Raw genomic sequence first — 26,093 nt, 5'->3', positions numbered from 1 at the left:
CTAGCTGCCGCTCGGCGGTAGCACCCCATCGTCCGCGGCGAGTCGGCAGGATGTCAGGAAGCCGAACATGCCAGTGCCGTCCTTGTGGCGGAAGAAGTCCACCATCTCGGCGTTGAACTCGTGGCGGCGCGCGGCCGGGACACTGATGGCGTCCATGCCCTGGGACATGAGGTGGCCGTTCATCATGTAGCGCGCGGTGCGCTTGTTGCCGTCGTAGTAGAACTGCTGTAGTGAGCCGAAGAGAAAATAGGCGATCGCCTGCTCGAACTCTTCGTCCACGTCGGCCGTGAGGAACTCCAGCCCCTGAGAGTGGATGCGGCGCAGGTTCTGGCCGCCGCGCTCGGTCGCGGGGGGGAAGTAACGGCCGAACTCCCCAAGGCTGACACCCGGGGTGAGTGTCTCCTTGCCTTCGCCGCGGAAATGGCCCGACTCCAGTGCCTCGTCACGGGCGAGCAGGAGCTGGAGACGGTCGGAGACCTTCTTGGACAGGCGGAATTCGTGCGTCTTGACGAGCTGGGCAAGCTCGCCTGCCGCCTCGGCGAGGTTCAGGACCTGCCGTTCGTCGCTGATCTTTCGGCCGCCGACGGTGATCCCGTCCAGGAGCGTCTGGACCTCGGGGTAGGTGAACGGGTTGCCCTCGAGCACCGCAGCGTCCCATACATACTCGGGGAGCGACCGTTGGAAGCGCCAGATGGCGCGCTCGACCGAGAACCTCGGAATGTCTCGGCGCACCGCGGACCGGTCCCACGTGAACCCGAGGGCACCCAGCATGGCCTTGCTCGTCGGCATGATCGCACCTTCCGGGACCTTGCAGGACCGGCTGCGCGTCGCGACCCGGCCTGTGATCCAACGATACGGGGACGGCGGGACATCCAGGTGCTTGACCGGCGCACGCACCGCCCCAAGCGGAGTACCCAGTCGAGTGGCCGCGGCCGGGCAGTGGCTCCCACCCGCGCGCCGCGCCAAGATTCTCGTCAGGTCGATGCCGACGCCCGTGTGCTGGACACCGAGGCGCCGATCTCGCGGTGGAATCTGCGCAGGTGGTCCAGATCGCAGCTACAGGTAGACCAGGAATCGCCAGGTCCGCGAGGGCTGCCTGAGCCAGGCCCGACCCGGCCCTGCGGAGCCGCGCCGGGTCGGTGATGCCGAGGCAGTTGCGCAGGACTCCGTCGGCCGGGTTGGTGTAGGGATCATCGGTCACCGTGCCCCGTAGAGGCGGCGGACCGACTCCCGCATCTGTGTCGTGCTGATCTCGCCGCGGGCCCACCGGCCAGTGATCGCGGTGACGTCCGGGTCAGCATCGAGCCCTTCCGCGCGCAGCGAGGCGGCGGCCTCGATCACCGCCTGCGCCCGTTCGCCATGCCGTGGGTTTGTTACGCCGAGCCGTCGAGGTCGAGGTCCGGGTGGCCGACGTCCAGCTCGACGCGGGCGGCGACGAATCGGGTGATGCCGAGCTGCAGCGGCGTGCCATCCGTCAGCGTGTCGAGGGACCGTGTGACAAGCACGACCGATCCGGCCGTCAGCGACAGATCGGCCGCCTCGGCCGCGCTGGCGTGCCGCGCGCTGACCGTGGTCGCGGCCCGTATGTAGTCGTCGATCCCGACGGTCCGCAGCGCCGCGGTTATCGACCCGGTGGCGTCGAAGCGCTCCGCGAGCCCCGGCACGCGGTCGGCCGCGAACCAGTGCGTGCCGCGCGAGATGGGGAGACCGTCGACGGAGACCACGGTCTCGAGTCGCAGGCCCGCGCCGCCGCCGAGGGCGAGCCGCTCGGTGACCTCGGCGGGTGGCTCTGGCTCGACCGCTGACGCGAGGAGCCGGCGTGAGGCGTTGCCGCGGCTGCCCAGGCTGTCGCTGAGACGGGTGCGCGCGCCGATGCGGTGCACCAGCACGGTGTGCTCGGCGACGTAGGTCCCGCTGCCGCGGCGGGAGACGACGAGGTGCTCGGCGGCCAGTGCGGCCACGGCCTGGCGCACGGTGTTGCGGTGCACGCCGAAACGCTCGGCGAGCTCGCCCTCGGGTGGGAGCTTCGCGCCGGCCGCCCGCGCGCCGCCGACGATCTCCCGGCGCAGCTCCTCGGCGATGAGCCGCCAGGTGGCATATCCGCTGGGGGACCTGCTCTGTGTCGTCATGGCGTTCGGAACTCTACCCACCTCCGCCGCCGCGTTCCCCGGGCGTTCATCTGCTGTCGGACAGATCGCTACTTATGCGTCGTAGCGCCAATTCCCCGTGTTGGGGTACTGTCAAGTTGTCTAGATAGCTGGACAACTTGACGGAGGATGCTGTGACACCACAGACGCTCCCGACTGAGGCCCCCGGCGAGACTGAGGCTCCCGGTGAGGCTGAGGCTCCCGGTGAGGCAGTGGCCGCCCGGCAACGGTGGATGCGGACGCTCGCGATGGCCAGCAGGGACGCACTCTCGGCGGCCTGGCGGGGCTGGGCACCGAAGCCGGCCGTGCAGGCGGTCCGTGGTCCCGAGGCGGGGCTCGTGATGGTGCGGGCGCGCATCGACGGCGGCGGGGCGCGCTTCAACCTGGGGGAGGCCACCGTCACCCGCGCCGCCGTGCGCCTGCACGGCGAGCCGCTGGCCACCGACGCCGTCGGCACCTCCTACGTGCTCGGCACCGACCTCGAACACGCCCGGCTCGCGGCCATCTTCGACGGCCTGCTGGCCGACCCGGAGCAGCGCGAGCGGGTCCTGGCTGAGGTCATCGCGCCGCTCGAGCAGGCACACGTCGAACGTGACGGCATCCGCGGCGCCGAGGCGCGCAGCACGCACGTCGACTTCTTCTCCGTCGCCCGGGAGCACGAATGACCCCCGCGGCGGGCTTCGTGCCCGCGGTTCCTGTGCCCACGCTGCCCGCGCCCGGCTTCGCCGACCCCACGTGTGACGCGCAGCGCGCCTTCCGCGCCGTGCTCGACGCCCTCGCCCACCCCACGCGCTCGTACCCGCTGGCCGGGCCCGCCCAGGCGCCCACCGTGCTCGGTCAGGGCCTTGCCGCCGTCGCGCTGGCCCTGCTCGACGAGGACTGCGCCGTCTGGCTCGGCGGGGCGCTCGGCCGCGACGCCGAGACCGCCGCCTGGCTCGCGTTCCACACCGGCGCGCGCCGCGCCGACGGCCCGGCGGCGGCCGGCTTCGTCATTGCCGCCCCGGAGACGCTGCCGCCGCTCGCGTCGCTGGCACTCGGCACGGATGAGGCACCCCACCTGTCGGCCACGGTCGTGCTCGACATCCGCGGCTGCGCGGGGCCGGCCCGGTTCACGGCGCGGGGGCCCGGCATCGATGGGGTCGCCACGCTCGCGGCCCCCTGGGCCCCGGACGGATTCGCCGACGCGTGGCGCCGCAACGCGGAGCTCTTCCCGCGTGGCGTCGACCTGCTGCTGGTCGGCTCCGGCGCGGTCGCCGCGCTGCCGCGCACCACCCGCCTCGCCGCCGACACCGGACAGGAGGACTGAGTCGATGTACGTCGCGGTCAAGGGCGGGGAACGCGCCATCGCCAACGCCCACGCTCTGCTCGCCAAGCAGGGGCGCGGGGATCTGGGCCTGCCGCGCATCGAGCGGGCCGCCGTCGCCGGCCAGCTCGGGGTCCTGGTCGCGCGCGTCATGACGGAGGGGTCGCTGTACGACCCGGAGCTGGCGGCGCGCGCCATCCTGCAGGCGCAGGGCGACGTGCTGGAGGCCGTCACGCTGGTGCGCTCGTACCGCACGACCCTGCCGCGCTTCGGCTACACGCTGCCGGTGGACACGGCCGGGCTGCCCCCGCAGCGCCGCATCTCGGCGGCCTTCAAGGACCTGCCCGGCGGCCAGCAGCTCGGCGCCACCTTCGACTACACCCACCGGCTGTTCACCGATCGCGACACCGGGGGCCCGCGGATCGACCCGGCGGCCGGCCCGGCGGCCGGACCGCGGCCGGAGATGCCGCGCGTGACCGACCTGCTCGGCGCGAGCGCGCTCATCGAACCCGACCATGCACCCGGCACAGGCACCGGCGACCCGGAGCCGGCCGACCTCACCCGGGAGCCCCCCGTCTTCCCGATGAGCCGCGCCGGGCGGCTGCAGGCGCTCGCCCGCGCCGACGAGGGGTTCCTGCTGGCGCTCGGCTATTCGACGCAACGCGGCTTCGGGAGCACGCACCCGTTCGCGGGCGAGATCCGCGTGGGCGAGGTCGAGGTCGAGTTCGAGGCACCCGAGCTCGGGTTCGCGGTCCCTCTCGGCCGCGTCGAGGTCACCGAGTGCCAGATGATCAACCAGTTCCAGGGCAACGCCGACACCCCCGCGCAGTTCACCCGCGGCTATGGGCTGGCCTTCGGCCGCGGCGAGCGCAAGGCCATGTCGATGTCGCTGGTCGACCGGGCGCTGCGCGCCAGCGAGTTCGGCGAGCGTGTCGTCGCCCCGGCGCAGGACGAGGAGTTCGTGATCAGCCACAGCGACAACGTGCAGGCCACCGGCTTCGTGGAGCACCTGAAGCTGCCGCACTACGTCGACTTCCAGGCCGAGCTCGGGCTTGTCCGCCGCCTGCAGGCCGAGTTCCGCGAGCGTGCCGCCGCCGGGCCGGGCGCCGCCGGGCCCATCAACCCAGCGCCAGCCGGCGCGGTCGGTGTCATCTCGGGCCAAGCCAGGGCCTCGGCTGACGGGACACCCGCCGGCCGAGAGCTCACCCTCACGGAGGCACCAGCATGAGCCAGACCTCCCCGATCGCGGACCTCCCAGATGGCACGGACCCCGGGCTGCGCCGCTCCGGCGGGAACCCTGTCGCGGACCCGGCGGGGACCCCGGGACCCAGCGGCTACAACATCGGCTACCTCGACGAGCAGACGAAGAGGATGATCCGCCGGGCGCTGCTCAAGGCCGTCGCCATCCCCGGTTTCCAGGTGCCGTTCGCCTCGCGCGAGGTGCCCATGCCGCGCGGCTGGGGTACCGGCGGCGTCCAGGTGACCGCCGCGATCATCGGGCCGGACGACGTGCTCAAGGTCATCGACCAGGGCGCCGACGACACCACCAACGCCGTGTCGATCCGCTCGTTCTTCGCCGCCGTCGCAGGGGTGCGCACGACGACGCGCACCGACGAGGCGAGCATTATCCAGACCCGCCACCGCATTCCCGAGACGCCGCTGGCCGAAGGGCAGACGATCGTCTACCAGGTGCCGGGGCCCGAGCCGTTGCGGTTCCTGGAGCCGCGCGAGACCGAGACCCGCCGTCTGCACGCCCTGGCGGACTACGGGCTCATGTACGTCAAGCTGTACGAGGACATCGCCAGGTACGGCCACGTCGCGACCACCTACGACTACCCCGTCATGGTCGCGGGCCGCTATCTCATGGCGCCGTCCCCGATCCCCAGCTTCGACAACCCGAAGATGCACCGCAATCCGGCGTTGCAGCTGTTCGGCGCCGGGCGCGAGAAGCGCATCTACGCCGTGCCGCCCTACACCGACGTCGAGAGCCTCGGGTTCGAGGACCACCCCTTCGAACCGCGGCGCTTCGACGAGCCCTGCGCGATCTGCGGCTCCGTCGGCATCTACCTCGACGAGGTCATCACCGACGACGTCGGCGGATCGATGTTCGTCTGCTCCGACACCGACCACTGCGAACGCGCGGCCGCCGCCGCGATCGACGTCGACGTCGACGAAGAGGTGACCGCGTGAGCGGCGCGCAACCTCTGCTGGAGGTCCGCGACGCGGGCCACCGCTACGGCGACCGCTGGGGCTGCCGCGGCGTGGACCTCGACCTGTGGCCCGGCGAGGTGATCGCCGTGGTCGGCGAGTCAGGATCGGGGAAGTCGACGCTGCTCGGCACGCTCTCCCAGCGCCTCAGCCTGACCGAGGGCAGCATCCGCTACCGCACCGCCGACGGCTGGGCGGCGGACCTGTCCGAGATCGGCGAGAGCGCGGTGCGCCGGCTGTGGCGCACCGAGTGGGGCTTCGTCCACCAGGATCCCGCCGACGGGCTGCGCATGCATGTGAGCGCGGGCGGCAACGTGGGCGAGCCGCTGATGGCGACGGGCTGGCGCCACTACGGCCGCATCCGCGCCGCCGCGGCGGAGTGGCTGCGGCGGGTGGAGATCCCCGTCGATCGCATCGACGACGCTCCCGTCACCTTCTCCGGCGGCATGCGCCAGCGCCTGCAGATCGCCCGCAACCTCGTCGTCTCGCCACGCCTGGTGTTCATGGACGAGCCCACCAGCGGCCTTGACGTGTCGGTGCAGGCGCGCCTTCTCGACCTGATCCGCTCGCTCGTGGCCGAGCTCGGCCTGGCCGTGATCATCGTCACGCACGACCTGGCGGTGGCTCGGCTCATCTCGCACCGAACCCTGGTGATGAAGGACGGCCGCGTCATCGAGTCCGGCCTCACCGACCGGGTGCTCGACGACCCCCAGGCCGCCTACACCCAGCTCCTCGTCTCCTCGATCCTCCAGGGGTGATCCGACCATGGCTGTTCCAGCGGTTGCGGCGCCGCCGATCCTCGCCGTCTCCGGCGTCGACAAGACCTTCACCATGTATCTGCAGGGCGGCCAGCGGCTGCCCGTGCTGCGGGGGCTCACCTTCGAGGTGCGTGCCGGCGAGTGCGTCGCGCTCGGGGGAGTTTCGGGCGCGGGCAAGAGCTCGATCCTCAAGATGGTCTACGGCAACTACGCCGCCGACCGCGGCGCCATTGTTCTGAGGCGCCCGGGCGGCGATGTTGACGGTGCCGTCGACGGTGCCGTCGACAGTGTCATCGACATCGCCGCAGCGGACCCGCGCCAGGTGCTCCGCGCCCGCCGCGACACGATGGGGTACGTCAGCCAGTTCCTGCGCTGCGTGCCCCGCGTGGGCGCCCTGCGGGTCGTCGCCGAGCCGCTCGTCGAGCGCGGCGTTCCCGCGGCGGAAGCACGCGAGCGAACGGCGGAGCTGCTTACCCGGCTCGCCATCCCCGAACGGTTGTGGAGCCTGCCGCCGGCCACCTTCTCCGGTGGCGAGCAGCAGCGCGTCAACATCGCGCGTGGATTCGTGACCGAACTGCCGCTGCTGCTGCTGGACGAGCCCACCGCCTCGCTCGACGCGCGCAACCGCGACGTCGTCACCGAGCTGATCCGCGAGAAGCGCGCCCGGGGCGTCGCCATGCTCGGCATCTTCCACGACGCGGCGGTGCGCGACGCCGTCGCCGACCGCGTCGTCGGAGTCGAGATGTTCGCCCCGGCTGTCGGAGCGGCGGCGTGACCGCACGGTTCGCGATCTACGCGGCGCCGGGCACCGGTTCCATGGATGCCGTGGCCGGGGAGCTACGCGAGAAGGCCGAGCAATGGCTGGGCCGCGGCGTCTCGGGGGAGCCGGTCACACCGGGCGTCCCCGCCGGCTGGACCCGCGAGACCGTCGACGCGATGACCGTCGACGCGCGCCGATACGGCTTCCACGCCACGCTCAAGGCACCGTTCCGCCTCGCCGAGGGCCGCACGCCCGAGGACCTCGACGACGCCCTGGCGCGGTTTGCCGCGGGCCGCGCCGCAGTGATGATCCCGCGCCTGTCCCTCACCCGCCTCGGCGACTTCTTCGCCCTGGTGCCAGGAGCGGAGGCAGCGGAACTGTACGCACTCGCCGAGGCGGTGGTGACCGGCTTCGACGGGTTCCGCGCCCCGGCGACCGAGGCCGAGCTTGCCCGCCGCAGGCCGGCCTCGCTCACGCCGCGCCAGCGCGAACTGCTCAGGGCCTGGGGCTACCCGTACGTGCTCGACGAGTTCCGCTTCCACCTCACCCTCACCGACCGCATCGCGCCGGGGCGGCAGCCGGCCGTGGAACGTGCCCTGAGCGGCTGGTTCGCCGCCTCGCTCGGAGCCACCGTGCCCGTCGACGCACTCGCCCTGTTCACCGAGGCCGAGCCCGGCGCCCCATTCGCGCTGCGCGCGCTGCACCCGCTGCGGCCGGTCCGCGCACCCGCACCCAAACCCGCACCCGCACCCGCCGAAGTCTCGACAGTCAGCGAAGGAACGCGATGACGCGCGAAACTGTGCTCCGCAACGCCCACATCGTCCTGGCCGATGAGATCCTGTCCGGCTCGGTGCTGATCCGCGACGGCCTGATCGCCGACATCGGCTCCGACCCGGCCGCGGCCGGCGAGGACCTGGACGGCGACTACCTGCTGCCCGGCGTGGTCGAGCTGCACACCGACCACCTGGAGTACCACTTCTCCCCGCGGCCGGGCGTGCGGTGGGATCCCCTGCCCGCCGTGCTCGCCAGCGACGCGCAGCTGGCGGCCGGCGGCGCGACCACGGTGTTTGACGCGGTGCGCATCGGCTCCTCCGCCGATGACAAGAGGGACGCGGCCGCCGCGACCGCCCGGCACCTGGCGGACACGATCGAGCTGGCGGCCGGCGCCGGCCTGACACGCGCCGAGCACGCGATCCACGTGCGCTGTGAGGTGTCCGCGCCGAACTGCCTCGACGCGTTCGGCGAGTTCGCCGACGACCCGTACGTGAAGCTGGTCTCCCTGATGGACCACACCCCCGGCCAGCGTCAGTACGCCGACCTCGAGGTGTTCAAGCGGTTCCACGTCGGCATGGGCTACGTCGCGGAGTCCGAGTTCGACGCCTTCGTCGCCCCCCTGCTCGAGCAGTCGGCGCTCTACGCGGACAAGCACCGCCGCGCGATCGCGGGGCTCGCCGTGGAGCGCGGGATCACCCTGGCGACCCACGACGACGCGACGCCCGACCACGTCGCCGAGTCGGTCGCGCTCGGGGGATGCATCTCCGAGTTCCCGACCACCGTGCTCGCCGCCGGCGAGGCCGTAAAGCACGGCCAGCGGATCGTCATGGGCGCCCCCAACATCGTCCGCGGCGGCAGTCAGTCGGGCAACGTGGCCGCGGCCGAGCTGCTCGGACTTGGGCTCTTGCACATCCTGTCCTCCGACTACGTGCCGTCGAGCCCGCTGCAGGCCGTGTTCCAGCTGGCCGCCGACGGCGCGATCGGGCTTCCCGAGGGCGCGGCGCTGGTCAGCGGCAACCCGGCGCGGGCGGTCGGCCTCGACGACCGCGGCGAGATCACGGTCGGCAGGCGCGCCGACCTGGTGCGGGTGGGCGCGCACGACCTGCCGGGCACCGAGCACCACCCGCGCGGGCTGCGCGTGCCCGTCGTCCGCGGCGTGTACCGGGAGGGGGTGCGGGTGACGTGAGCGAGCCGATCGGCTCCGACGCCGCGCTGATCGGCCCCGGTGCCTTCGTGGCCGTCGTGGGCGCCAGCGGCGTCGGCAAGGATGCCCTGCTGTCGTTTGCCCGCGAACATTCCGGGGCCCTCGCCAGCTTCCCCCGACGCGTCATCACCCGGCCGCCGGGTCCCGGCGAGGATCACGAGCCGGTGAGCGAGGAGCAGTTCGCCCAGGCCAGCGAACGCGGTGACTTCGCCGTGTACTGGCACGCGCACGGGCTTCGCTACGGCATCCTGGCGTCGGCTGACGTTGAGGTACGCGACGGCCGCGTCGTCGTCGCCAACGTCTCCCGCGCCGTGATCGACGAGCTCGCCGGCCGCTACCGGCGGTTCGTCGTGGTCCGGGTGACCGTGTCGGAGGAGGTACGCGCGCAGCGGCTGCGCGCCCGCCGCCGCGAGCCCGAACCCGGTATCGGGCAGCGCCTGGCCCGTCCCGACCCGGCCCCAGGCCACCGGGTCGACGCGGTGATCGAGAACGACGGCTCACTCGCGGACGGCGGCGCTCAGCTGGTGCGCATCATCCGCGACGCGGCGGGCTGCCCGACGGCCGCCCTCTGAACGGCGGAAAGGCTGAGGGACGCATGACGAACGTCGATGTTCAGGTCGTTCCAGGTCGTCGACTGGCTGTCGTCCGCCGGCGCGTGGAGATCGGCTCGGTGGGTACGGCGTGGGGGCCGGCGCTCGACAAGGTGTGGGCGTTCCTCCGTGCCCGCCCGGGGCTGCGCACCGACGGGCACAACGTCTTCCCGTACCACCACCCGACAGGCACGGACGCGGCGATGGAGGTCGAGTTCGGGGTCGAGGTGATCCGGGTGTTCCACGCCGCGGGGGAGGTCGTCCCGGCGGACACGCCCGCGGGTGAGGTCGCGACTGCTGTGCATAGGGGCGGTTATGACCGGCTTCGCCGGACGCATGACGCGATCCATGCCTGGCGCGCTCGGACCGGCAGAACGTTTGCGGGAATCTCGTGGGAGGTCTATGGCGACTGGTCTGATGATCCGTCGCGGCTCGAGACGACGGTCTTCTACCTTCTCAGCGAGCGACCGCCAGTCCGCCGACGGATCGTCGGCGCGCGGACCTCGGTTGTCATCGACAGGACGATCGGGCATCAGCGGGACAGGTCGTTGGCGTGCGCCGCATATCCAGATGTGGATCAACGCGAGCGGGCGCACCACATCGGCCCGTTCGCGGACTGAATCTGCCATTTTGACCTGATAGATGCGGAACTGGTCCGGACGGGGCAGGAAACTCCGTGTCCGTCCGGCTTCTACCCGGTACGAAGCTTCGGCGCAACAGAAGGTGGATACCCTCGCACGATGCCCGCTCCGACGTCCACCGGTGCCCCCGTTCCCACGCTGTCCCCTAGCCTGCAGACCCTGCGCGCGACCGCGCTCGAGGTACTGCGCGGAAACGACCTCGGCGACGTCACCAGGCCATCTCCCACGCTCTACCCACATCAGTGGCTCTGGGACTCCTGCTTCATCGCGATCGGGCTGCGTCACATCGACCCAGCGCGGGCCGCCGCCGAGGTGCTTTCGTTGCTGCGCGGTCAATGGCCGAACGGCATGATTCCGCACGTGATCTTCGCCGAGGTCGACGACTTTTACCATGCCGGCCCGCAGCGCTGGCGCTGCGACCGGTTCGTGACGACGGCGTCCGGCGCGCAGAGCACCGGTATCACGCAGCCCCCGATGATCGCCGAGGCTGCGGTCCGGGTGGGCGAGATGCTCGACCCGCGGTCCCGCGCCGACTTCTACCGCGCCCTGCTTCCCGGCCTGATCCGCTTCCACCAGTTCCTGCACACCGAGCGTGACCCCGACGACGACGGGCTCGTGACGCTGGTGCACTCATGGGAGTCCGGGATGGACAACACGCCGCCGTGGATGGAGGCCACGCTGCCGATCACCCCGCGCCGGGTGAAGGTACTGCGCCGGCTGGGCACCGCGGAGGCTCTCGACGCACTGCGCCGCGACGCCAAGGAGGTGCCGGTCGAGGAGCGGCTCACCTCGGCGGACCTGTTCACGCTGTACCGCGTCGTCCGTGAGCTGCGCCGGTCGAGCTACTCGTTCCGCAGCATCCGCGAGACCGACGTGCCGTTGGTCCAGGACGTCGCGTTCAACGCGATCCTGGTGCGGGCCAACGACCATCTCGTCGAGATCGCCGCCGAGGTCGGGGTGAAGCTGCCGAAGCGGCTGACCCGCTCGATGCGCCGCTGCCGGGAGGCGATGGAGCGGCTCTGGGCGGAGTCGACGTACTACAGCCGGGACTTCCGCACGGGCGAGCTCCTCCAGCATGAGACCGTCGGCGGTTTCCTTCCGCTGTATGCCGGCGTCGTTCCCGAGGAACGGGTCGACGGGTTGGTGAAGGCTATGACGTCGCCGCGGTACTGGCCGCGCTACGGCGTGGCGAGCGTGCCCGCGGACGACCCCGCTTTCCTGCCCCGGTGCTACTGGCAGGGTCCTGTGTGGATCAACATCAACTGGCTGCTCGCCGACGGCCTGGAGCGTTACGGCCGGCTGGACGCCGCCCGGGAGCTGCGCGCGGGCGTGCTGAACCTGATCTCCAGCTCGGGCCAGATGTTCGAGTACTACTCGCCACTGGACGGCTCCGGCGCCGGCAGCAACAGCTTCTCCTGGACGGCGGCGCTGCTGGTCGACCTGCTGGCGCGGCCGGACCTGCCGGAGATCCAGGCGACCGCGGCGCGCGCGGCCTCCCGGTTGGGGGTGTCCGGGGTGCCGGACGCCCGGCGCGCCAGCGACGAGCTGCCCTCCTCGCCGCGCGGCTAGGCCGCGCGGCCAGGCGGGGCCGGCCGGCGTCGGCGCGGTCGGCCCCGCGCTGCTCGGCGGGCTGACGGCGTGTCGCTTAGATGTGGCGTGGGTCACGTCGATTGGCCCGATTATGCGCGGCACGCCGGGTACTCCGTCTGCGTCGGGCAACGGGATGTCCGAGGGAGGGCTGGGCCACACGGCGTGACGTAGCTTTCTGTGCCGAGGGTGTTGGCCTTGCCTCGTGGCGTTACTTAACGCTACCGAGGTGCGCTGGAGCCGTGGAAGAGCTACCTAGATAGTTGGTTGTTCTGACCACAGAAGCCGATCTGCGGGGTAGTCTTCGCGACAAGCGGGTTCAGTGTTCCGAGGGTGAGGGTCTACACTGCGGCGTAGGCCCGGCGTTCGCTGCCGTCCGGCTGTGCCTGCGCGGGGAATTGGTTCGCGTCGTCAGACGTTACCTCCACGTGCAAGGACGACGACCCACCCGCACCGACCTTCGGATCTATCACTGATGACGCTGCCTGCTCTGGAACTTCACGACGACGCCCCGCGCGCGCGTACCAGCGCGCGGCGCCCGCGTCGGTCGACTGCCGCTGCCCGCTCCTCCACCGGCCGCACGCTGACGGCGGTTGCTGAGGACATCGATGAGCTCGACGTCAGCGCGGTTGCCGACCTGATCGCGCGCGGCCGCGAGTCCGGCGAGGTCAGCCGGTCCGAGCTGCGCGAGGCTCTCGAGTCCGCCGACGTCGGCACCGAGCTTCTGCCGGCGCTGGTCGCCCGGCTGACGGCTGCCGGTGTCGACGTCCTCGAGGAGGAGGAGCGATCCTCCGAGCCCGCGGGGACGACCGGCCGGACCACGACCGAGCATGCGGGCACCGCCGACCTCGTGCGCATGTACCTGCGCGAGATCGGCCGGGTCCCGCTACTCAACGCCGCTCAGGAGGTAGAGCTCTCCAAGCGCGTCGAGGCCGGCCTGTTCGCGGAACACAAGCTGGCCACGGCCGAGGAGCTCGAGCCCGACCTGCGTCGGGATCTCAAGCGACTCGTCCGCGATGGCGAGGCCGCGAAGCAGCAGCTCGTCTCGGCGAACCTGCGCCTGGTCGTCTCGGTCGCGAAGAAGTACAGCGGCCGGGGAATGACGCTGCTCGACCTGGTGCAGGAGGGCAACCTCGGCCTGATCCGCGCGGTCGAGAAGTTCGACTACGCCAAGGGCTACAAGTTCTCCACCTACGCGACCTGGTGGATCCGGCAGGCCATCGGCCGGGCTCTCGCCGACCAGGCCCGCACCATCCGCATCCCGGTCCACGTGGTCGAGCAGATCAACAAGATCACTCGGCTGCAGCGACAGCTGGTCTCCTCGCTCGGCCGTGAGCCGACCGACGAGGAGCTCGCGCTGGAGCTGGACATGCCGCTCGAGCAGGTCGTGGAGCTGCGCCGCTACGCGCAGGACACGGTCAGCCTGGAGACGACCGTCGGCGACGACGGCGACTCCGTGCTCGGCGACTTCATCGAGGATGCCGACGCGACCTCGCCGGCGGACGCCGCCTCATACGGCGCCATGCAGGATGAGATCGACAACGTTCTCGGCAACCTGTCACCGCGCGAGCGCGAGGTGATGCGGCTGCGGTTCGGCCTGGCCGACGGCAAGCAGCACACCCTCGCGGAGGTCGGCAACCGCCTCGGTCTGACCCGCGAGCGCATCCGCCAGATCGAGCGCGACACTCTCCGGGAGCTGCGCAAGCCGGCCGTGGCCGGTCGCCTGCGCGAGTTCTTGGACTAGCAAGAACAGGTAGTAGAAGGCCCGCCCCCGAACGGGGGGCGGGCCTTCCTCGTGTAGCGGTCTGCAACGTTCAGCAGCGGACAGCCCGCGGCGTGGAGGCCCCCACGAGCGAAGCGAAGTGGTCCGCCGGCCCGGGCTTGGCTTGGTGACGCTAAATCGGCGGGTGACCGTGCGGCGCAGAGGCGCGCCTCCGCGGAGGCCTGCCTACGAGCGAAGCGATGTGGGTGGGCCGCAGCGGAGGTCGCCGTAGCGCCCGTGAGCGGAGGAGGACGGCGCGCGGAGGTCCCGTGGGAGCGAAGCGAGTACGGGGCCGGAGCGCGCCGCCCGCACGGAGCGAACCAGCAACAACCTTCCACCCCAGCCCGCTACATCGTCCGGGCCGAGAGCGAACCGAAATACTCCCCACACAGGCGTGCTGTGGTGGTCGGACCGCTCAAGCGGATCGCACCCGAACCAGCAACACACCTACCGGATGAACGGCGCGAGGGCCTCCGGGTTGGCCACGGCGGCGAGGCTGACGGCGCGGTCGAGGGGGACGCCGGTCAGGAGGCGCTTCACCGGGACCTCCAGCTTCTTGCCGGTGAGGGTGCGGGGAACGTCGAGGATCTCGATGACGGTGTCGGGGACATGCCGCGGGGAGAGCTCGGCGCGGATCTCGGCCTTGAGGGCCTCGCCCATCTCCCGGGTCAGGCTGCCGCGCCTGGTCGGGACGACGAACAGGAACAGCTGGCCGGTCTGGCTCGGGCCGGAGGTGTCGACGACCAGGCTGTCGGCGATGCCCTCGAACCGCTCGACCACCCGATACAGCTCCGCGGTGCCGAGCCGGACGCCACCCCTGTTCAGGGTCGCGTCCGAGCGGCCCTCGATGACCACGGCCCCGCTCAGGGTGAGCCGCGCGAAGTCGCCGTGCCGCCACACGCCGGGATACATCGAGTAGTAGCTCTCCCGCAGCCGGGAGCCGTCCCGGTCGCCCCAGAACAGCAGCGGCATCGACGGCATCGGCGCGGTGACCACCAGCTCGCCGACCTCGTCGACGACCGGCCTGCCCTGCTCGTCGAAGACGTCCACTGCGCAGCCGAGCGCGCGCAGCCCGATCTCGCCCGCGCGTACCGGCATGGTGGGCAACGCGGCGGCGAGCGGCCCGCACACGTCCGTACCACCGCTGATCGACGTCAGCAGCACGTCCGGCTTCACCGAGTCGTACACCCAGGCATAGCCGTCGGTGGACAGCGGCGAGCCGGTCGACCCGAGCGTCCGCAGCGTCGACAGGTCGGCGACCACGCACGGGGAGAGCCCTCGGCCCAGGCAGCTGTGCAGGAATGCGGCCGACACGCCCAGACAGGTCAGGCCGAGCGCCTCGACCAGCCGCCACAGCGTCGACAAATCGGGGAAGTTTGGACTGCCGTCGTAGAGCACGATCGTCGACCCGACGAGCAGACCGGAGACGAGGAAGTTCCACATCATCCAGCCGGTGGTGGTGAACCAGCAGAAGCGGTCGTCGGGGCCGAGATCCAGGTGCAGCGCGAGCGATTTGAGGTGCTCCAGCAGAATTCCGCCGTGGCTGTGCACGATCGGCTTGGGCAGCCCGGTGGTGCCGGAGGAGTAGAGGATCCACAGCGGCGCGGCGAACGGCATCGGCTCGAACTCGGGCACCTCCTCCAGGCCGATGACCAGCTGGTCCCACCAGGTCATCCCCGGCAGGGCCAGGCGCTCGGCGCGCTCGACGACGTCGGCGGCCACATACGGCACGACGACGGTCGCGGCGAGGCCGGGCAGCACCTCGACCAGCTCGGCGATGTTGTGCAGGATGTCGTGCTGGACTCCGTTGTAGGTGTAGCCGTCGACGGCGACCAGCACCTTCGGCGCGATCTGGCTGAACCGGTCGGCGAGCCCCGACGGGCCGAAGTCCGGCGAGCAGCTCGAGAAGACCGCGCCGATGCTCGCGGTGGCAAGCATGAGGATCACCGTGTGGGCGCAGTTCGGCAGCACCGCGGCCACCCGGTCACCGCGGTGCACCCCGAGCCGGCGCAGCCCCCCGGCGCACTTGGCCACCTGGCGGCGCAGCTCGTCCCAGGAGATCACGACGGTCGCCGCGTCCTCCCTGATGGCGATCAGCGCCGGCTCCCCGCCGCGGCGGCTCAGGGCGTTCTCGGCGTAGTTCACCTTCGCCCCGGGGAACCAGACCGCGCCGGGCATCCGCGCGTCGGCCAGCGCCGGGCCGTCGCCGCGCTGGCCGCGCACGCCGCAGAAGTTCCAGATCGTTTCCCAGAACGCGCCGGGCTCGGCGGCGGACCACCGCCACAGGTCCCGCGGGTCAGCGAACGACAGGCCGTGCTCACTGGCGAGGAAATCGAGGTAGTGCGTCACCCCGGCATCGCGCACCCGCTCGGCCGGGGGCTCCCACAGCAGCGTGCCGGCCCGCACCACCCCGGTTGTGCCCTCGTCGGAGGTCTGCGCCATCTCGTTGCCCGCCACGTGACCTGACCCTAATCAATCGGTTCCGGCATTCCACCCCGACCACCATGTGACGGTCAAAGACGGGCGATGGGCGTCGCGATGCGTGCCGGGGGGACTACCTTCGCCCTATGGAGACCATCGGCGGCGTGAGCGACGGGCCTGCCCCCATCGCCGGCCGGCCCGGTAGTGGCGGTGAGCCCCGCCACCCCGCCGGGACCGGTCAGGACACGCTGGTGGTCTGGGACGAGGCGATGCTGGGCTACGACTTCGGCCCGCATCACCCGCTGCACCCGGTGCGCCTCGCGTTGACCATGGATCTGGCGACGCGCGCGGGCGTGCTCGAGGCGCCGGGCGTCGCGACCGCCGCCGGGTCGCTCGCGTCCGACCAGCTGATCGAGCTGGTGCACGACCCCGCCTACGTCGCCGCGGTCCGCCATGTGGGTGCCCCCGGCGGGGCCAACCCGCGGCTGGCCGCGATGTTCGCGCTCGGCACCGCGGACAACCCGGTGTTCCAGCGGATGCACGAGGCGGCCGCCGCGGTGACCGGGGGCACGCTGGCCGCCGCGCGAGCGGTGTGGTCGGGCACCCATCAGCACGCGGTGGCGCTGGCGGGCGGCCTGCACCACGCGATGCGCGCCGGCGCGAGCGGATTCTGCGTCTACAACGACCCGGCGGTGGCGATCGCCTGGCTGCTGTCGGCCGGGGCCCGCCGCGTGGCCTACGTCGACATCGACGTGCACCACGGCGACGGCGTGCAGGCCGCGTTCTACGGCGACCCGCGGGTGCTCACGATCTCGCTGCACCAGACAGGCCGCAGTCTGTTCCCCGGCACCGGGTTCCCGGACGAGGTCGGGACCGGCGACGCCGAGGGGACCGCGGTCAACGTGGCGCTCCCGCCGGGCACCGACGACGCCGGCTGGCTGCGCGCGTTCTCCGGAGTGGTGCCGGTGCTGCTGCGCCAGTTCCGCCCGGACGTGCTGGTCACGCAGCACGGCTGCGACACCCACCGCCTCGACCCGCTCGCCGACCTGCGGCTGACCATCGACGGCCAGCGCGCCTCCTACCTGGCACTGCACGAGCTGGCGCACGAGGTCGCGGGCGGGCGCTGGCTCGCCTGCGGCGGCGGCGGATACGCGCTGGAGACCGTCGTTCCACGGGCCTGGACCCACCTGTTGGCGATCGCGGCGCACGCACCGCTGCCGGTGGACCGCCCGCTGCCGGAACAGTGGCGCGAGAGCGCGCCCGGCCGGGTGGACGCGGCCACGCTGCGCCCGCCCGGGCGGGGCGTGGCGATGCCGGCGGCGTTCGGCGACGGCGGCGGGCCGGTCGCCTGTCACCCATGGGACGCCGGCGAGGGTGACCCGGACGACCCGCTCGACCGGGCGGTCGCGGCCACCCGTCGCGAGGTGCTGCCACTGAACGGCCTCGACCCGCTCCGTGACCGTTAGTGATCCCGGGAACAGTGCCCTCGGGGCGTGCGAGGGAAGAACATCTTCGCACGCCCTTTGCCCTTCAGCGACGCTGGTGACTGAGCAGGCGGTCCTCCCACCGGGATACCCGGCGGGCTGGGAGGCCGACGTGATCCTCGCCGACGGCGGGACCGCGCACATCCGGCCGATCCTGCCGTCCGACGGCCCGCGGCTCCTGGCCTTCTGGGAGCGGCTGTCGGAACGCTCGATCTACTTGCGGTTCTTCGGGGTGCGCCGGGGGCTGACCCAGGCGGACGTGGATCGGTTCACGATCGTTGACCAGTCGGTGCGCGGCGCCCTCGTCGCGCTCATCGGCACCGACCTCGTCGCCCTCGCGCACTGGGAGGGCCTGCCCGCGGACGAGGCCGCTGCCGCGCCGCCCGCGGTGGCCGCCGAGACGCGCCGGGACACGCCGATCATCCGTCCGGCCCCCGCCGCCGAGGTGGCCTTCCTCGTCGAGGACGCCCAGCAGGGCCGAGGACTCGGCTCCGTGCTGCTGGAGCACCTCGCCGCCGCGGCCTGGGAACGCGGCATCCGCCGGTTCGACGCGGAGGTGCTGGCCGAGAACCAGACGATGACCCGGGTCTTCCTCGATGCCGGTTACAAGGTGTCCAGAACCTGGGAATCCGGCGCGGTGCGGCTGTCGTTCGACATCGCCCCCACCGAGAGATCGGTGGATGTGATGCGCGCCCGGGAGCACCGGGCCGAGTCGGCCTCCATCGGACGGCTGCTGCGCCCCCGCGCGGTGGCGGTGATCGGTGCCTCCCGCCGCCACGACGCGACCGGTAACGCGGTGCTGCGCAACCTGCTGCGCGCCGGGTTCGACGGCCCTGTCTACCCGGTGAACCCGGTGGCGGCCGCCGCGTCGGGCGCCGTCTCGTCGGTGCGGGCCTTCGCCAGTGTCGAGGACGTCGACGGACCGGTGGACCTCGCGGTGCTGTGCGTGCCGCCGGCGGAGGTCAGCGAGGCGGTCGCTGCCTGCGGGCGCCACGGTGTGCGTGGCCTGGTGGTGATCACGGACCTGCGCGACGAGCCGGCTGAGGCGACGCTCGCGGGCGCCGCCCGCGCCGCGGGCATGCGGGTCGTGGGACCGGCGAGCCTCGGGGTCCAGAGCCCGGCGGTGGGCCTGAACGCCTCGCTCACGACCCAGATGCCACCACCTGGACGGATTGGCTGTTACTCGCAGTCAGGGCCGCTGGGAGCCGCCATGCTGGGCGCCGCGGAGACCCGCGGCCTGGGGCTGTCGGTGTTCGTCTCCGCCGGGGACCGCGCCGACGTCAGCGGCAACGACATGCTGCAGTACTGGGAGGACGACCCGGCGACCGACGTCGCGCTGCTGCATCTGGAGACCTTCGGCAACCCGCGCAAGTTCGCGCGGCTCGCCCGCCGGGCCGGGCGTTCCCTCCCGGTCGTGGTCGTGCGCGCGGGGCGTTCCGAGCTGGAGGCGGCGCTGCTGCGGCAGGCCGGCGTGATCGCCGTCGACCGGGTCTCGGCGGGCTTCGACGTCGCGCAGCTGCTCGCCAGTCAGCCGCTGCCCCGGGGCGACCGGGTGACCGTCGTCGGCGACTCACGCGCGCTGGTCCGTCTCACGGTCGAGGCCGCCGAGGCCGTGGGCCTGTCGGTCGAGTCCGTCCTGCTCAAGCTCGGCAGCTCCCCGGAGCTGCACGCCGAGGCGATGCTGTCGGCCGCCGAGCGGTCGGACGCGCTGATGGTCACCGTCGCCCCGCTGCCGCCACTGCCGATCGCCCCGCTGGCCGCGGCGGTCGCGGCGGCGGCCGCGCGTCTCGACATTCCCGTGCTGGCAAGCGTGCTCGGCGGCGCGCGGGTTCCCGAGCTCGGCCCGGTGCCGGCCTACCCCTCGCCGGAGGGGACCGTCGCGGCGCTTCGCCGCGTCGTGGCCTACGCGGAATGGCGGTCGCGCCCGCTCGGAGCCGTTCCGGTGCTCAGCGTGCGCGTCGACGCGGCGAGGGCATTGGTGGCTGGCCGGGTGGGCCGGCTCGACGACGCGCAGGGCGCCGCCCTGCTCGGCTGCTATGGGGTGTCCGTGGAGCCGGTGATCCGGGCGGAGAACGAGGACGCCGCGGTCAGCGCCGCCCACCGGCTGGGCTGGCCCGCGGTGCTCAAGGCCAGGTCGCGGCCCTACCGGCACCGCCCCGAGCTCGGCGGCCAGCGCCTCGCGCTTCCGGACGAGACGGCGATGCGGGCGGCCTGGGCCTCCCTGCGTGCCCAGGTCGGGCCGGACGTACCGCTGGTGGTGCAGCGGATGGCGCCCGCCGGCGTGGCCGTGGTGCTCGGCTCCGAGGAGCACCCCCGCTACGGGCCGCTGGTGTCTTTCGGGCTGGCGGGACCGGCCATGGACCTGCTCGGTGACCGGGCGCACCACATCCTGCCGCTGACCGATGTCGACGCTGACCGGCTGCTCGGATCGGTACGGGGAGCTCCGCTGCTGTCCGGGTACCGCGGCTCGCGGCCGGTGGACGTCGCGGCGCTGCGGGAGACGATCCTGCGGGTCGCCCGGCTCGCCGACGACCTGCCCGACGTCGCGCGGCTCGTCCTGGATCCGGTGATCGTGTCGGCGGAGGGCGTGGCCGTCCTGTCCGCGGAGGTGGTCACCGGGCCGCCGTCGCGCCGCGCCGACGCCGGCCCGCGGCGGTACTGGACGGCTCCCATGCCGAGCGTCGGTGCCGACCGCTGACGCCGTCCGTCGACGTCGTTCGCTGACGCCATCCGGCGACATCGTCAGCAGGCTCACACTTCACCGGACCGCCTGCATCGACGACGGCATGCGGCGCGGATTGTGACGTCTGTATGTCGCCGCGGATACCAGATGGTGCGAATCGGGACCAACCGGTCGCCGATGGCGGCAGCGTGGGTGGGCTGACGGGCTGGTCGGGCGTCTTCGGCGCTCGCCGAGAACTCGTTCCCTGTCGCGCGGGGGCCGCAGGGTTCGGCCCGGTTCCACACAACATGTTCCCACCGTCGACAATCGGGACCCATGACGTCGTCCTCTGCCGCCGAGCCGTCCGGACGCCAGCCAGCGGGCCAGGGTGGCGGGTACGTCTCGCCTTGGCCGGAACACGGATTCGTCGCCCCAGAGGACGCGGACCCGCGGTCCGGCGCGGCGCCGTGGCCGCCGGCGACGCCGTCAGGTGGCCAGGAGTGGAGCGACCGGCACTGGAACGGCGGCCAGGACTGGAGCACGTCAGCGGTCTGGCCGCCGGCCGCCGCGGCCCGCCCGGAGCAGGGACACATCGCCGGGCTCGCGCAGCCGCCGAACCGGCCGGCCGGTTCCCCCTATCCCGACGCCGGCGGCGGCGCGCGGGCCGGGTACGAGGGCGCCCCCAGCAACGGCGCCCATGGTGGCGACACCGCCAGCAACGGTGGACCGAGCAACGGTGCCTACGCCCCCAACGCCTACGACCCCTACCAGAACGGGGCCTACCGCACCGGCGCGTACGGCGAGGGCCAGTACGACCACGGCTCGTATGACGCCGGCTCGTACGCCGCCGGCGGCTACGGCGGCGCCGGCCAAGGCGGCTACGGCGCCCCCGCGGCGGGCGGGAACGCCGGCGGCTACGAGTCCGCTAACTACGCCCGCGGCCCGGAGCCCGGGTACGAGCATCCTCAGGAAGCCCGCGGCCACGACCGGGGGCCGGACGCCGGGTACGCCGCCGGCTTCGACGTCGCGGCACCCGCCGGCCAGGGACAGCCCGCCGCGTCCGGCGGCTACGGCGACGTGTCCGCCGCGCGGCAGGCCTTTGGACAGGACTCGTACGGCCCGGCCGCACGGCACCCCACCTCGGCCCCCCCGGCAGCCCCGGCCGAGCCATCGGCGCGCTCGGCGGTGCCCGAGGCGGCTCGCCCGGCGTCACCTGGGCTCGCCACCACACCGCCGCCCCCGCCCAGCTACCCGCCGGGCGAGCTTCCGCCGTTCGCCGGCCAGGCGGCGTCGGCGCCCCCCGGAGCCGCGCCGTTCCCGCCTCCGCCTCCGCCTGCTCCGCCCTCGGCGCTCGCCGTGGCGTCGGCGGGAATGCCGGGCGGCGGAGCCAGCCAGATGGGCCAGCCCGGTCAGTCCGGTCCGTCATCGGGCGGCCCCGGCCAGGGCGGCGCGCAGACGGGGCCACCCGCGGTGCCGCCCGCGGGCGGCCCCGTCGGTGGCGCGCTGCCGACGTCGGCCGCGGTCGCCGAGACGCTGTTCAGCCAGGCGCCGATCGCGCTCGCGTTCCATGACGCCTCCGGCCGGTACGTACGCGTCAACGACGTGCTGGCCCGGCTCAACGGCCGGCCGGTCGCCGACCACATCGGCCGCACCGCGCCCGAACTGCTGGGAGAGATCGGCCACGAGCTGGCCACCTTGCTCGGCCGCGCGCTGCGTTCCGGTGAGGCGGTCGGTGATCTGGAAATGAGCGTCGCGACCGGCGGCGCCGGGCCGACCCAGACGTGGCAGGCCAGCTGGTACCCGGTGGCGGGGCCCGGTGGCATGCCGCTGGGCGCGGTGTTCGTCGCGATCGACGTGAGTGGCCGCCGGGAGGCCGAGCAGGAGGCGACGCGCGAGCGTGAGCGCCTGCGGCTGCTGGCCGAAGCCGTCGCGTCCGATGTACTGAGGGCCGGGCCGGACGGTGCCTTCGACGGCGACATGCCGCGCTGGCGGGCGGTGACCGGTCAGCGGCGCGCCCAGTCCGACGGGCTCGGCTGGCTTGACGCCGTCCACCCGGGTGACCGGGACACGGTTCGCCGCGCCTGGCAGAGCGCGGTGGAGCGCGGGGAGAGCTTCGAGGCCGAGTTCCGGGTGCTGGGCGCCGACGGTGCCGAGCGGGTCATGACGGCACGGGCGCTCGCGGCCGCGGGCGGCGGCGAGTGGGTGGGTGCCCTGACCGACATCACCGAGCTGCGCGCGGCCCAGGCCGCCAGCGAGTCGGCCTCCGGACGGGTGCGGGTCACCACCGACCGGGTCGAGCAGATCCAGCGGATCACCGCGGCGCTGGCCAGGGCCGTGACCAGCGACGACGTGGTCGCGGTCATCATGGACGCCGGCCGGGCGCTCGGCGCCTCCGGCCGGGGCGTCGCGCTCATCGACGACGGGCGCGAACAGCTGACCTTCCGCGCCCTGCAGGGCTACTCGGCCGAGTACGCGGCGCGCTGGTCGCGGATCAGCCTCGGCGCGGTCCACCCGGCCGCCGAGGTGGTGCGCGGCCGGCGGCCGCTCTTCCTGTCCAGCCGCGAGGAGCTGACCGCGCGCTGGCCGGTCCCCGACCTGGTCGCGGCCGTGGGCGCCTCCGACGACCGGGCCTGGGCGCTGCTGCCGCTGGCCAGCGGCGACGCCCCCACCGGCGTGCTGATGTTCGGCTTCCCGTCCGCCAGGGACTTCAGCCTGGATGAGCGGGGCTACCTGGAGCTGCTCGCCGACCAGTGCGCGCTCGCCTTCGAGCGGGCCGCGCTGTTCGAAGGGGCGCTCGCGCAGGCCGCCGCCGGCCGCGTCGCCCAGGAGCACACCGCCTCCGCGCGCGCCGACGCCGACCGGGCCGCCCGCAGGCTGGAGGTGCTGGCCGCTGTCACCACCGCCATGAACGCGGCCGCCGTCGCCGACCCGGCCGCTCAGGCGGCGCCCGCGGCGGCCGTCACTCCGGACCGGGCTCTGCGTGCCCTCGCCGAGGCTGCCGTCGGCGAGATCGCCGACCTGTGCGCGGTTTACCTGCTCGCCGACCCCGCGACCGCCGGCGACGGCCGGGACGCCGCGGTCGGCGAGCAGGGTGCCGTGCCCGGCGGCGTGCCCGGCGGCCTGCCCGGCGCCGTGCCCGGCGACGGCGGCAAGAACGGCACCAGCTCAGCCCTGCCCGCCGGATCCGTCGATCCGGCGGGAGCCCCAGCCGCGCCCGCGTTGCTGCGGGTGGCGGCCGCCGCCGCGCCGGGCATCGAAGGCCCGCCGAGCCCACGGCCCGTCCGCTGGCCAGCGGCCAGCACCGTCGCCCAGGCGTTCGCCGCCGGCGGGCCGCGGCTTAGCACCTTGCGTGACGCGGGCAGGTCTGTTCCTGGGGCCGCCGCCGGCGAGGAACCGGCCAGGCGAGCGCTGTCGGCCTCGTCGGCGGACGAGGTGCGCTGGGCGCGCAGGGCCGGGGCGCACACCGTGGCCGCGGCGCCGATCCTGCGTCGTGGCCGCCCGGTGGGGGTCGTGCTGCTGGCCGCGGTGGGGGAACGCCCACCGCTGGCCGAGCAGGACCTCGCCCTGCTCGGCGAGCTGGCCGGGCGCGCCGCCGAGGCGGTCGACCGGGCGGAACTTGCCGCGGCCGCCGCGCCGCGCGCGCTGGCGGCCAGCCGGCGGTCCGCGCCGCGGCGGGCGCTCACGCCGGCTGGTATCGCGGTCGCCGCGCGCTACCAGGCGGGCGAGGGGAACACGAGCTGGGACTGGTATGACGTGGTGGATCTCGGCGCCGGCCGGGCCGGGCTGGTGATCGGCAACATCGCGGCGAGCGGTGAGGTCGCCGCGGCGGCGATGGAGGCGCTTCGCGCCTCGGTGCGGGCCTGCGCGCGCCTGGACCTTCCGCCCCACGAGGTGATCACCCTGCTCGACGGCGTGCTCGCCGACCTCGCGGACGAGTACCAGCCGTCCGGGCGGGCGGGCCTCGCCCGCAGTGCTGTCCCGGCCGGCGGTGCCGTCGCGGCTGCTGGGGCCGAGGCGGCTGGCGGGGCCGTGGAGGACGGCGTCCCCGGTCAGCTCGCCACCTGTATCTACGCGGTCGTCGAGGCCGACAGCGGCCGGGTGACGCTCGCCAGCGCCGGGCACCCGCCGCCGCTGGTGGTCGCACCGGATGGGCTCGTCTCCCGGCTCTACATGGAGGTGGGGCCGCCGCTCGGCTCCCGGCGCGACGACGTGAAGGAGTACGTCGTCCGGCTCGGCCCCGACTGGCTGCTGGCGCTGTTCACCGACGGCCTAGTGGCCGCCGGCGGCCGTGAGCTCGACGCCGGGGTGTCCCAGCTCGCCGGCGCGCTCGCTCGTCCGGGGGCGCCGCTTCCGGAGCTCGCGGATGACGCGTTGGCCGTGCTCGGCCCGGTTGGCGGTCCCGCCGAGCCTGGCCAGCGGCCGGGCGCCTCGCCCGCGGGCGAGGCCCTCACCGCCGATGCCGCCCTGCTGCTGGCCCGCCTCCCCGCGCCGCCGCCGCCCGGCGCGACGGTGGAGATCGCGGTCGACGGCGGCGCCGCCGACGTCGCGCCGGCCCGCGCCGCGGCCCGCGCCGCGCTGTCCGACTGGTCGCTGCCGGCCGAGGCCCTGGAGACGGCGGTGCTCGTCCTGTCCGAGCTGGTCGGCAACGCGGTCGCGCATGGCCGGCAGCCGATCGACGCCCGGGTCCGTAGGCTCGCCGACCGGGTCGTGGTCGAGGTCGCGGACGGCGGCGGGCGGCTGCCCCGGCGCCGGCACGCCGGTGCCGACCAGGAGGCCGGCCGGGGCCTGGAGCTGGTCGCCACGCTCGCCGACCGCTGGGGGGTCCGCCCGACCGCGGACGGCAAGGTCGTCTGGGCCGAGATCGGCCCGGCGGCGCTCGCGTCGGCCCCGTAGGGAGGACCGGCCACCGCCGGCTGTCCGGCGCCAGATGCCCGGTAACGTGAGCGCCATGGCGGACACGATCGTGTGCCTCGAGGCTGTCACTGTGCGGCGCGACGGGGCGGCGTTGCTGTCCGAGGTCAACTGGTCGGTGTCGGCTGGTCAGCGGTGGGTGGTGCTCGGCCCGAACGGCGCGGGCAAGACGACGCTGCTGCTGGTCGCGGCGGGCCGGCTGTTCCCGACCGGCGGCGCGGTCGACCTGTTCGGCTCCCGGCTTGGCACGGTGGACATGCGTGAGCTGCGCTACCGCGTCGGTCTGGTCAGCCCCGCGCTCACCGAGACGCCGCCGGCGGACGAGCGGGTCCTGGACGCGGTGCTCACGGCGGCCTGGTCGGTGCTCGGCCGCGGCCACGAGCACTACGACGACATCGACGTGACCAGGGCCGCCGAGCTGCTGCGCCAGTTCGGCTGTGGGGCGCTGTTGGGCCGCCGGTACGGCACCCTCTCCGAGGGGGAACGCAAGCGGGTCGCGATCGCCCGCGCCCTGATGACCGACCCAGAGCTGCTGCTGCTCGACGAGCCGGCCTCCGGGCTCGACCTCGGTGCCAGGGAAGCGCTGCTGCGCCGGCTCACCCGGTTCGCCGCCGACCCCACCGCGCCGGCCATGGTGCTGGTGAGCCACCACGTCGAGGAGATCCCGGCGGGCGTGACCCACGCCCTCCTGCTGCGTGACGGCCGGATCGTGGCGGCCGGGCCGGTCGAGGAGACGCTCACCGCCGGCCCGCTCTCGGAGTGCTTCGGAATCCCGCTCGAGATCACCGCCGCGGCGGGCCGCTACGCGGCCCGGCTCGCAGCCCGCCCGCCCCGCCCGCGAGCCGCCGCCACCGCCTGAGGAACGGACCGGGAGCCGACTG

The 26,093-nt window shown here is 73.5% G+C and carries 20 protein-coding genes; 16 read left to right on the top strand and 4 right to left on the bottom strand.

What is annotated here, in order from left to right:
* The 3 genes from QOZ89_RS26340 to phnF form a co-directional block, all read right to left on the bottom strand.
* Positions 1 to 789 carry a Fic family protein gene (locus tag QOZ89_RS26340; RefSeq protein WP_071050515.1) on the bottom strand — a complete coding sequence of 263 codons (789 nt, stop codon included), beginning with the start codon at positions 787 to 789 and terminating at the stop codon, positions 1 to 3.
* A gap of 408 nt (positions 790 to 1,197) precedes the next feature.
* Positions 1,198 to 1,341: an antitoxin VbhA family protein gene (locus QOZ89_RS26335; protein WP_157910558.1), complete on the bottom strand. Its 144-nt coding sequence runs from the start codon at positions 1,339 to 1,341 to the stop codon at positions 1,198 to 1,200.
* Positions 1,342 to 1,373: 32 nt separating this feature from the next.
* Entirely contained in the window at positions 1,374 to 2,129 is a 756-nt protein-coding gene (gene phnF / locus QOZ89_RS26330) for a phosphonate metabolism transcriptional regulator PhnF (protein WP_071050514.1), read from the bottom strand.
* A gap of 152 nt (positions 2,130 to 2,281) precedes the next feature.
* Between phnF and phnG the strand changes: the two genes are divergently transcribed.
* The 12 genes from phnG to QOZ89_RS26270 all read left to right on the top strand — a co-directional run bounded on the left by phnG (position 2,282) and on the right by QOZ89_RS26270 (position 13,716).
* Positions 2,282 to 2,812 carry a phosphonate C-P lyase system protein PhnG gene (gene phnG, locus QOZ89_RS26325; protein ID WP_083419072.1) on the top strand — a complete coding sequence of 177 codons (531 nt, stop codon included), beginning with the start codon at positions 2,282 to 2,284 and terminating at the stop codon, positions 2,810 to 2,812.
* Positions 2,809 to 3,453 (top strand): phosphonate C-P lyase system protein PhnH, encoded by a 645-nt coding sequence (phnH, locus tag QOZ89_RS26320; RefSeq protein ID WP_071050512.1) that lies wholly within the window; start codon positions 2,809 to 2,811, stop codon positions 3,451 to 3,453. Before phnG ends, phnH begins: the two co-directional genes overlap by 4 nt.
* 4 nt (positions 3,454 to 3,457) lie before the next feature.
* The gene (locus tag QOZ89_RS26315; protein WP_083419071.1) at positions 3,458 to 4,678 is read left to right on the top strand and encodes a carbon-phosphorus lyase complex subunit; all 1,221 of its coding nucleotides are present in this window, start codon (positions 3,458 to 3,460) and stop codon (positions 4,676 to 4,678) included.
* Positions 4,675 to 5,640 carry an alpha-D-ribose 1-methylphosphonate 5-phosphate C-P-lyase PhnJ gene (locus QOZ89_RS26310; RefSeq protein ID WP_083419070.1) on the top strand — a complete coding sequence of 322 codons (966 nt, stop codon included), beginning with the start codon at positions 4,675 to 4,677 and terminating at the stop codon, positions 5,638 to 5,640. Before QOZ89_RS26315 ends, QOZ89_RS26310 begins: the two co-directional genes overlap by 4 nt.
* Positions 5,637 to 6,416, top strand: coding sequence for a phosphonate C-P lyase system protein PhnK (gene phnK, locus QOZ89_RS26305; RefSeq protein WP_071050511.1), 780 nt, complete (start codon positions 5,637 to 5,639; stop codon positions 6,414 to 6,416). The genes QOZ89_RS26310 and phnK overlap by 4 nt, the downstream gene beginning before the upstream one ends.
* 7 nt (positions 6,417 to 6,423) lie before the next feature.
* Complete coding sequence (gene phnL / locus QOZ89_RS26300) at positions 6,424 to 7,191, top strand: phosphonate C-P lyase system protein PhnL (RefSeq protein WP_071050510.1); 768 nt, start codon at positions 6,424 to 6,426, stop codon at positions 7,189 to 7,191.
* On the top strand, positions 7,188 to 7,964 hold the full coding sequence (locus QOZ89_RS26295) for a DUF1045 domain-containing protein (protein ID WP_116271632.1): 777 nt from the start codon (positions 7,188 to 7,190) through the stop codon (positions 7,962 to 7,964). Before phnL ends, QOZ89_RS26295 begins: the two co-directional genes overlap by 4 nt.
* Positions 7,961 to 9,136, top strand: coding sequence for an alpha-D-ribose 1-methylphosphonate 5-triphosphate diphosphatase (locus QOZ89_RS26290; protein WP_071050509.1), 1,176 nt, complete (start codon positions 7,961 to 7,963; stop codon positions 9,134 to 9,136). Before QOZ89_RS26295 ends, QOZ89_RS26290 begins: the two co-directional genes overlap by 4 nt.
* A complete protein-coding gene (gene phnN / locus QOZ89_RS26285; RefSeq protein WP_071050508.1) occupies positions 9,133 to 9,726 on the top strand; it encodes a phosphonate metabolism protein/1,5-bisphosphokinase (PRPP-forming) PhnN in 594 nt (197 codons plus the stop codon). Before QOZ89_RS26290 ends, phnN begins: the two co-directional genes overlap by 4 nt.
* A gap of 23 nt (positions 9,727 to 9,749) precedes the next feature.
* Positions 9,750 to 10,364, top strand: coding sequence for a GyrI-like domain-containing protein (locus QOZ89_RS26280; RefSeq protein ID WP_071050507.1), 615 nt, complete (start codon positions 9,750 to 9,752; stop codon positions 10,362 to 10,364).
* Positions 10,365 to 10,484: 120 nt separating this feature from the next.
* Complete coding sequence (locus QOZ89_RS26275) at positions 10,485 to 11,954, top strand: amylo-alpha-1,6-glucosidase (protein ID WP_071050506.1); 1,470 nt, start codon at positions 10,485 to 10,487, stop codon at positions 11,952 to 11,954.
* 493 nt (positions 11,955 to 12,447) lie between these two features.
* Positions 12,448 to 13,716: an RNA polymerase sigma factor gene (locus tag QOZ89_RS26270; protein WP_083419069.1), complete on the top strand. Its 1,269-nt coding sequence runs from the start codon at positions 12,448 to 12,450 to the stop codon at positions 13,714 to 13,716.
* Between the two features lie 465 nt (positions 13,717 to 14,181).
* Here the strand turns inward: QOZ89_RS26270 and QOZ89_RS26265 are convergent, their stop codons facing one another.
* On the bottom strand, positions 14,182 to 16,176 hold the full coding sequence (locus QOZ89_RS26265) for an acetoacetate--CoA ligase (protein ID WP_083419098.1): 1,995 nt from the start codon (positions 16,174 to 16,176) through the stop codon (positions 14,182 to 14,184).
* Positions 16,177 to 16,301: 125 nt separating this feature from the next.
* On the opposite strand from QOZ89_RS26265, the gene QOZ89_RS26260 reads away from it, so the two are divergent.
* The 4 genes from QOZ89_RS26260 to QOZ89_RS26245 all read left to right on the top strand — a co-directional run bounded on the left by QOZ89_RS26260 (position 16,302) and on the right by QOZ89_RS26245 (position 26,071).
* Positions 16,302 to 17,621: an acetoin utilization protein AcuC gene (locus QOZ89_RS26260; protein WP_312625934.1), complete on the top strand. Its 1,320-nt coding sequence runs from the start codon at positions 16,302 to 16,304 to the stop codon at positions 17,619 to 17,621.
* Positions 17,622 to 17,697: 76 nt separating this feature from the next.
* Positions 17,698 to 20,337 carry a bifunctional acetate--CoA ligase family protein/GNAT family N-acetyltransferase gene (locus tag QOZ89_RS26255; RefSeq protein ID WP_071050505.1) on the top strand — a complete coding sequence of 880 codons (2,640 nt, stop codon included), beginning with the start codon at positions 17,698 to 17,700 and terminating at the stop codon, positions 20,335 to 20,337.
* A 300-nt stretch (positions 20,338 to 20,637) separates the two neighbouring features.
* Positions 20,638 to 25,194 (top strand): ATP-binding SpoIIE family protein phosphatase, encoded by a 4,557-nt coding sequence (locus QOZ89_RS26250; RefSeq protein ID WP_312625932.1) that lies wholly within the window; start codon positions 20,638 to 20,640, stop codon positions 25,192 to 25,194.
* 55 nt (positions 25,195 to 25,249) lie between these two features.
* Entirely contained in the window at positions 25,250 to 26,071 is an 822-nt protein-coding gene (locus tag QOZ89_RS26245) for an ABC transporter ATP-binding protein (RefSeq protein WP_071050619.1), read from the top strand.
* Positions 26,072 to 26,093 lie beyond the last annotated feature (22 nt).

It is taken from the genome of Pseudofrankia coriaricola (genome assembly GCF_032027725.1).
In the GTDB taxonomy this organism is placed as follows: domain Bacteria; phylum Actinomycetota; class Actinomycetes; order Frankiales; family Frankiaceae; genus Pseudofrankia.
This window is presented reverse-complemented; position numbering and strand designations above follow the sequence as displayed.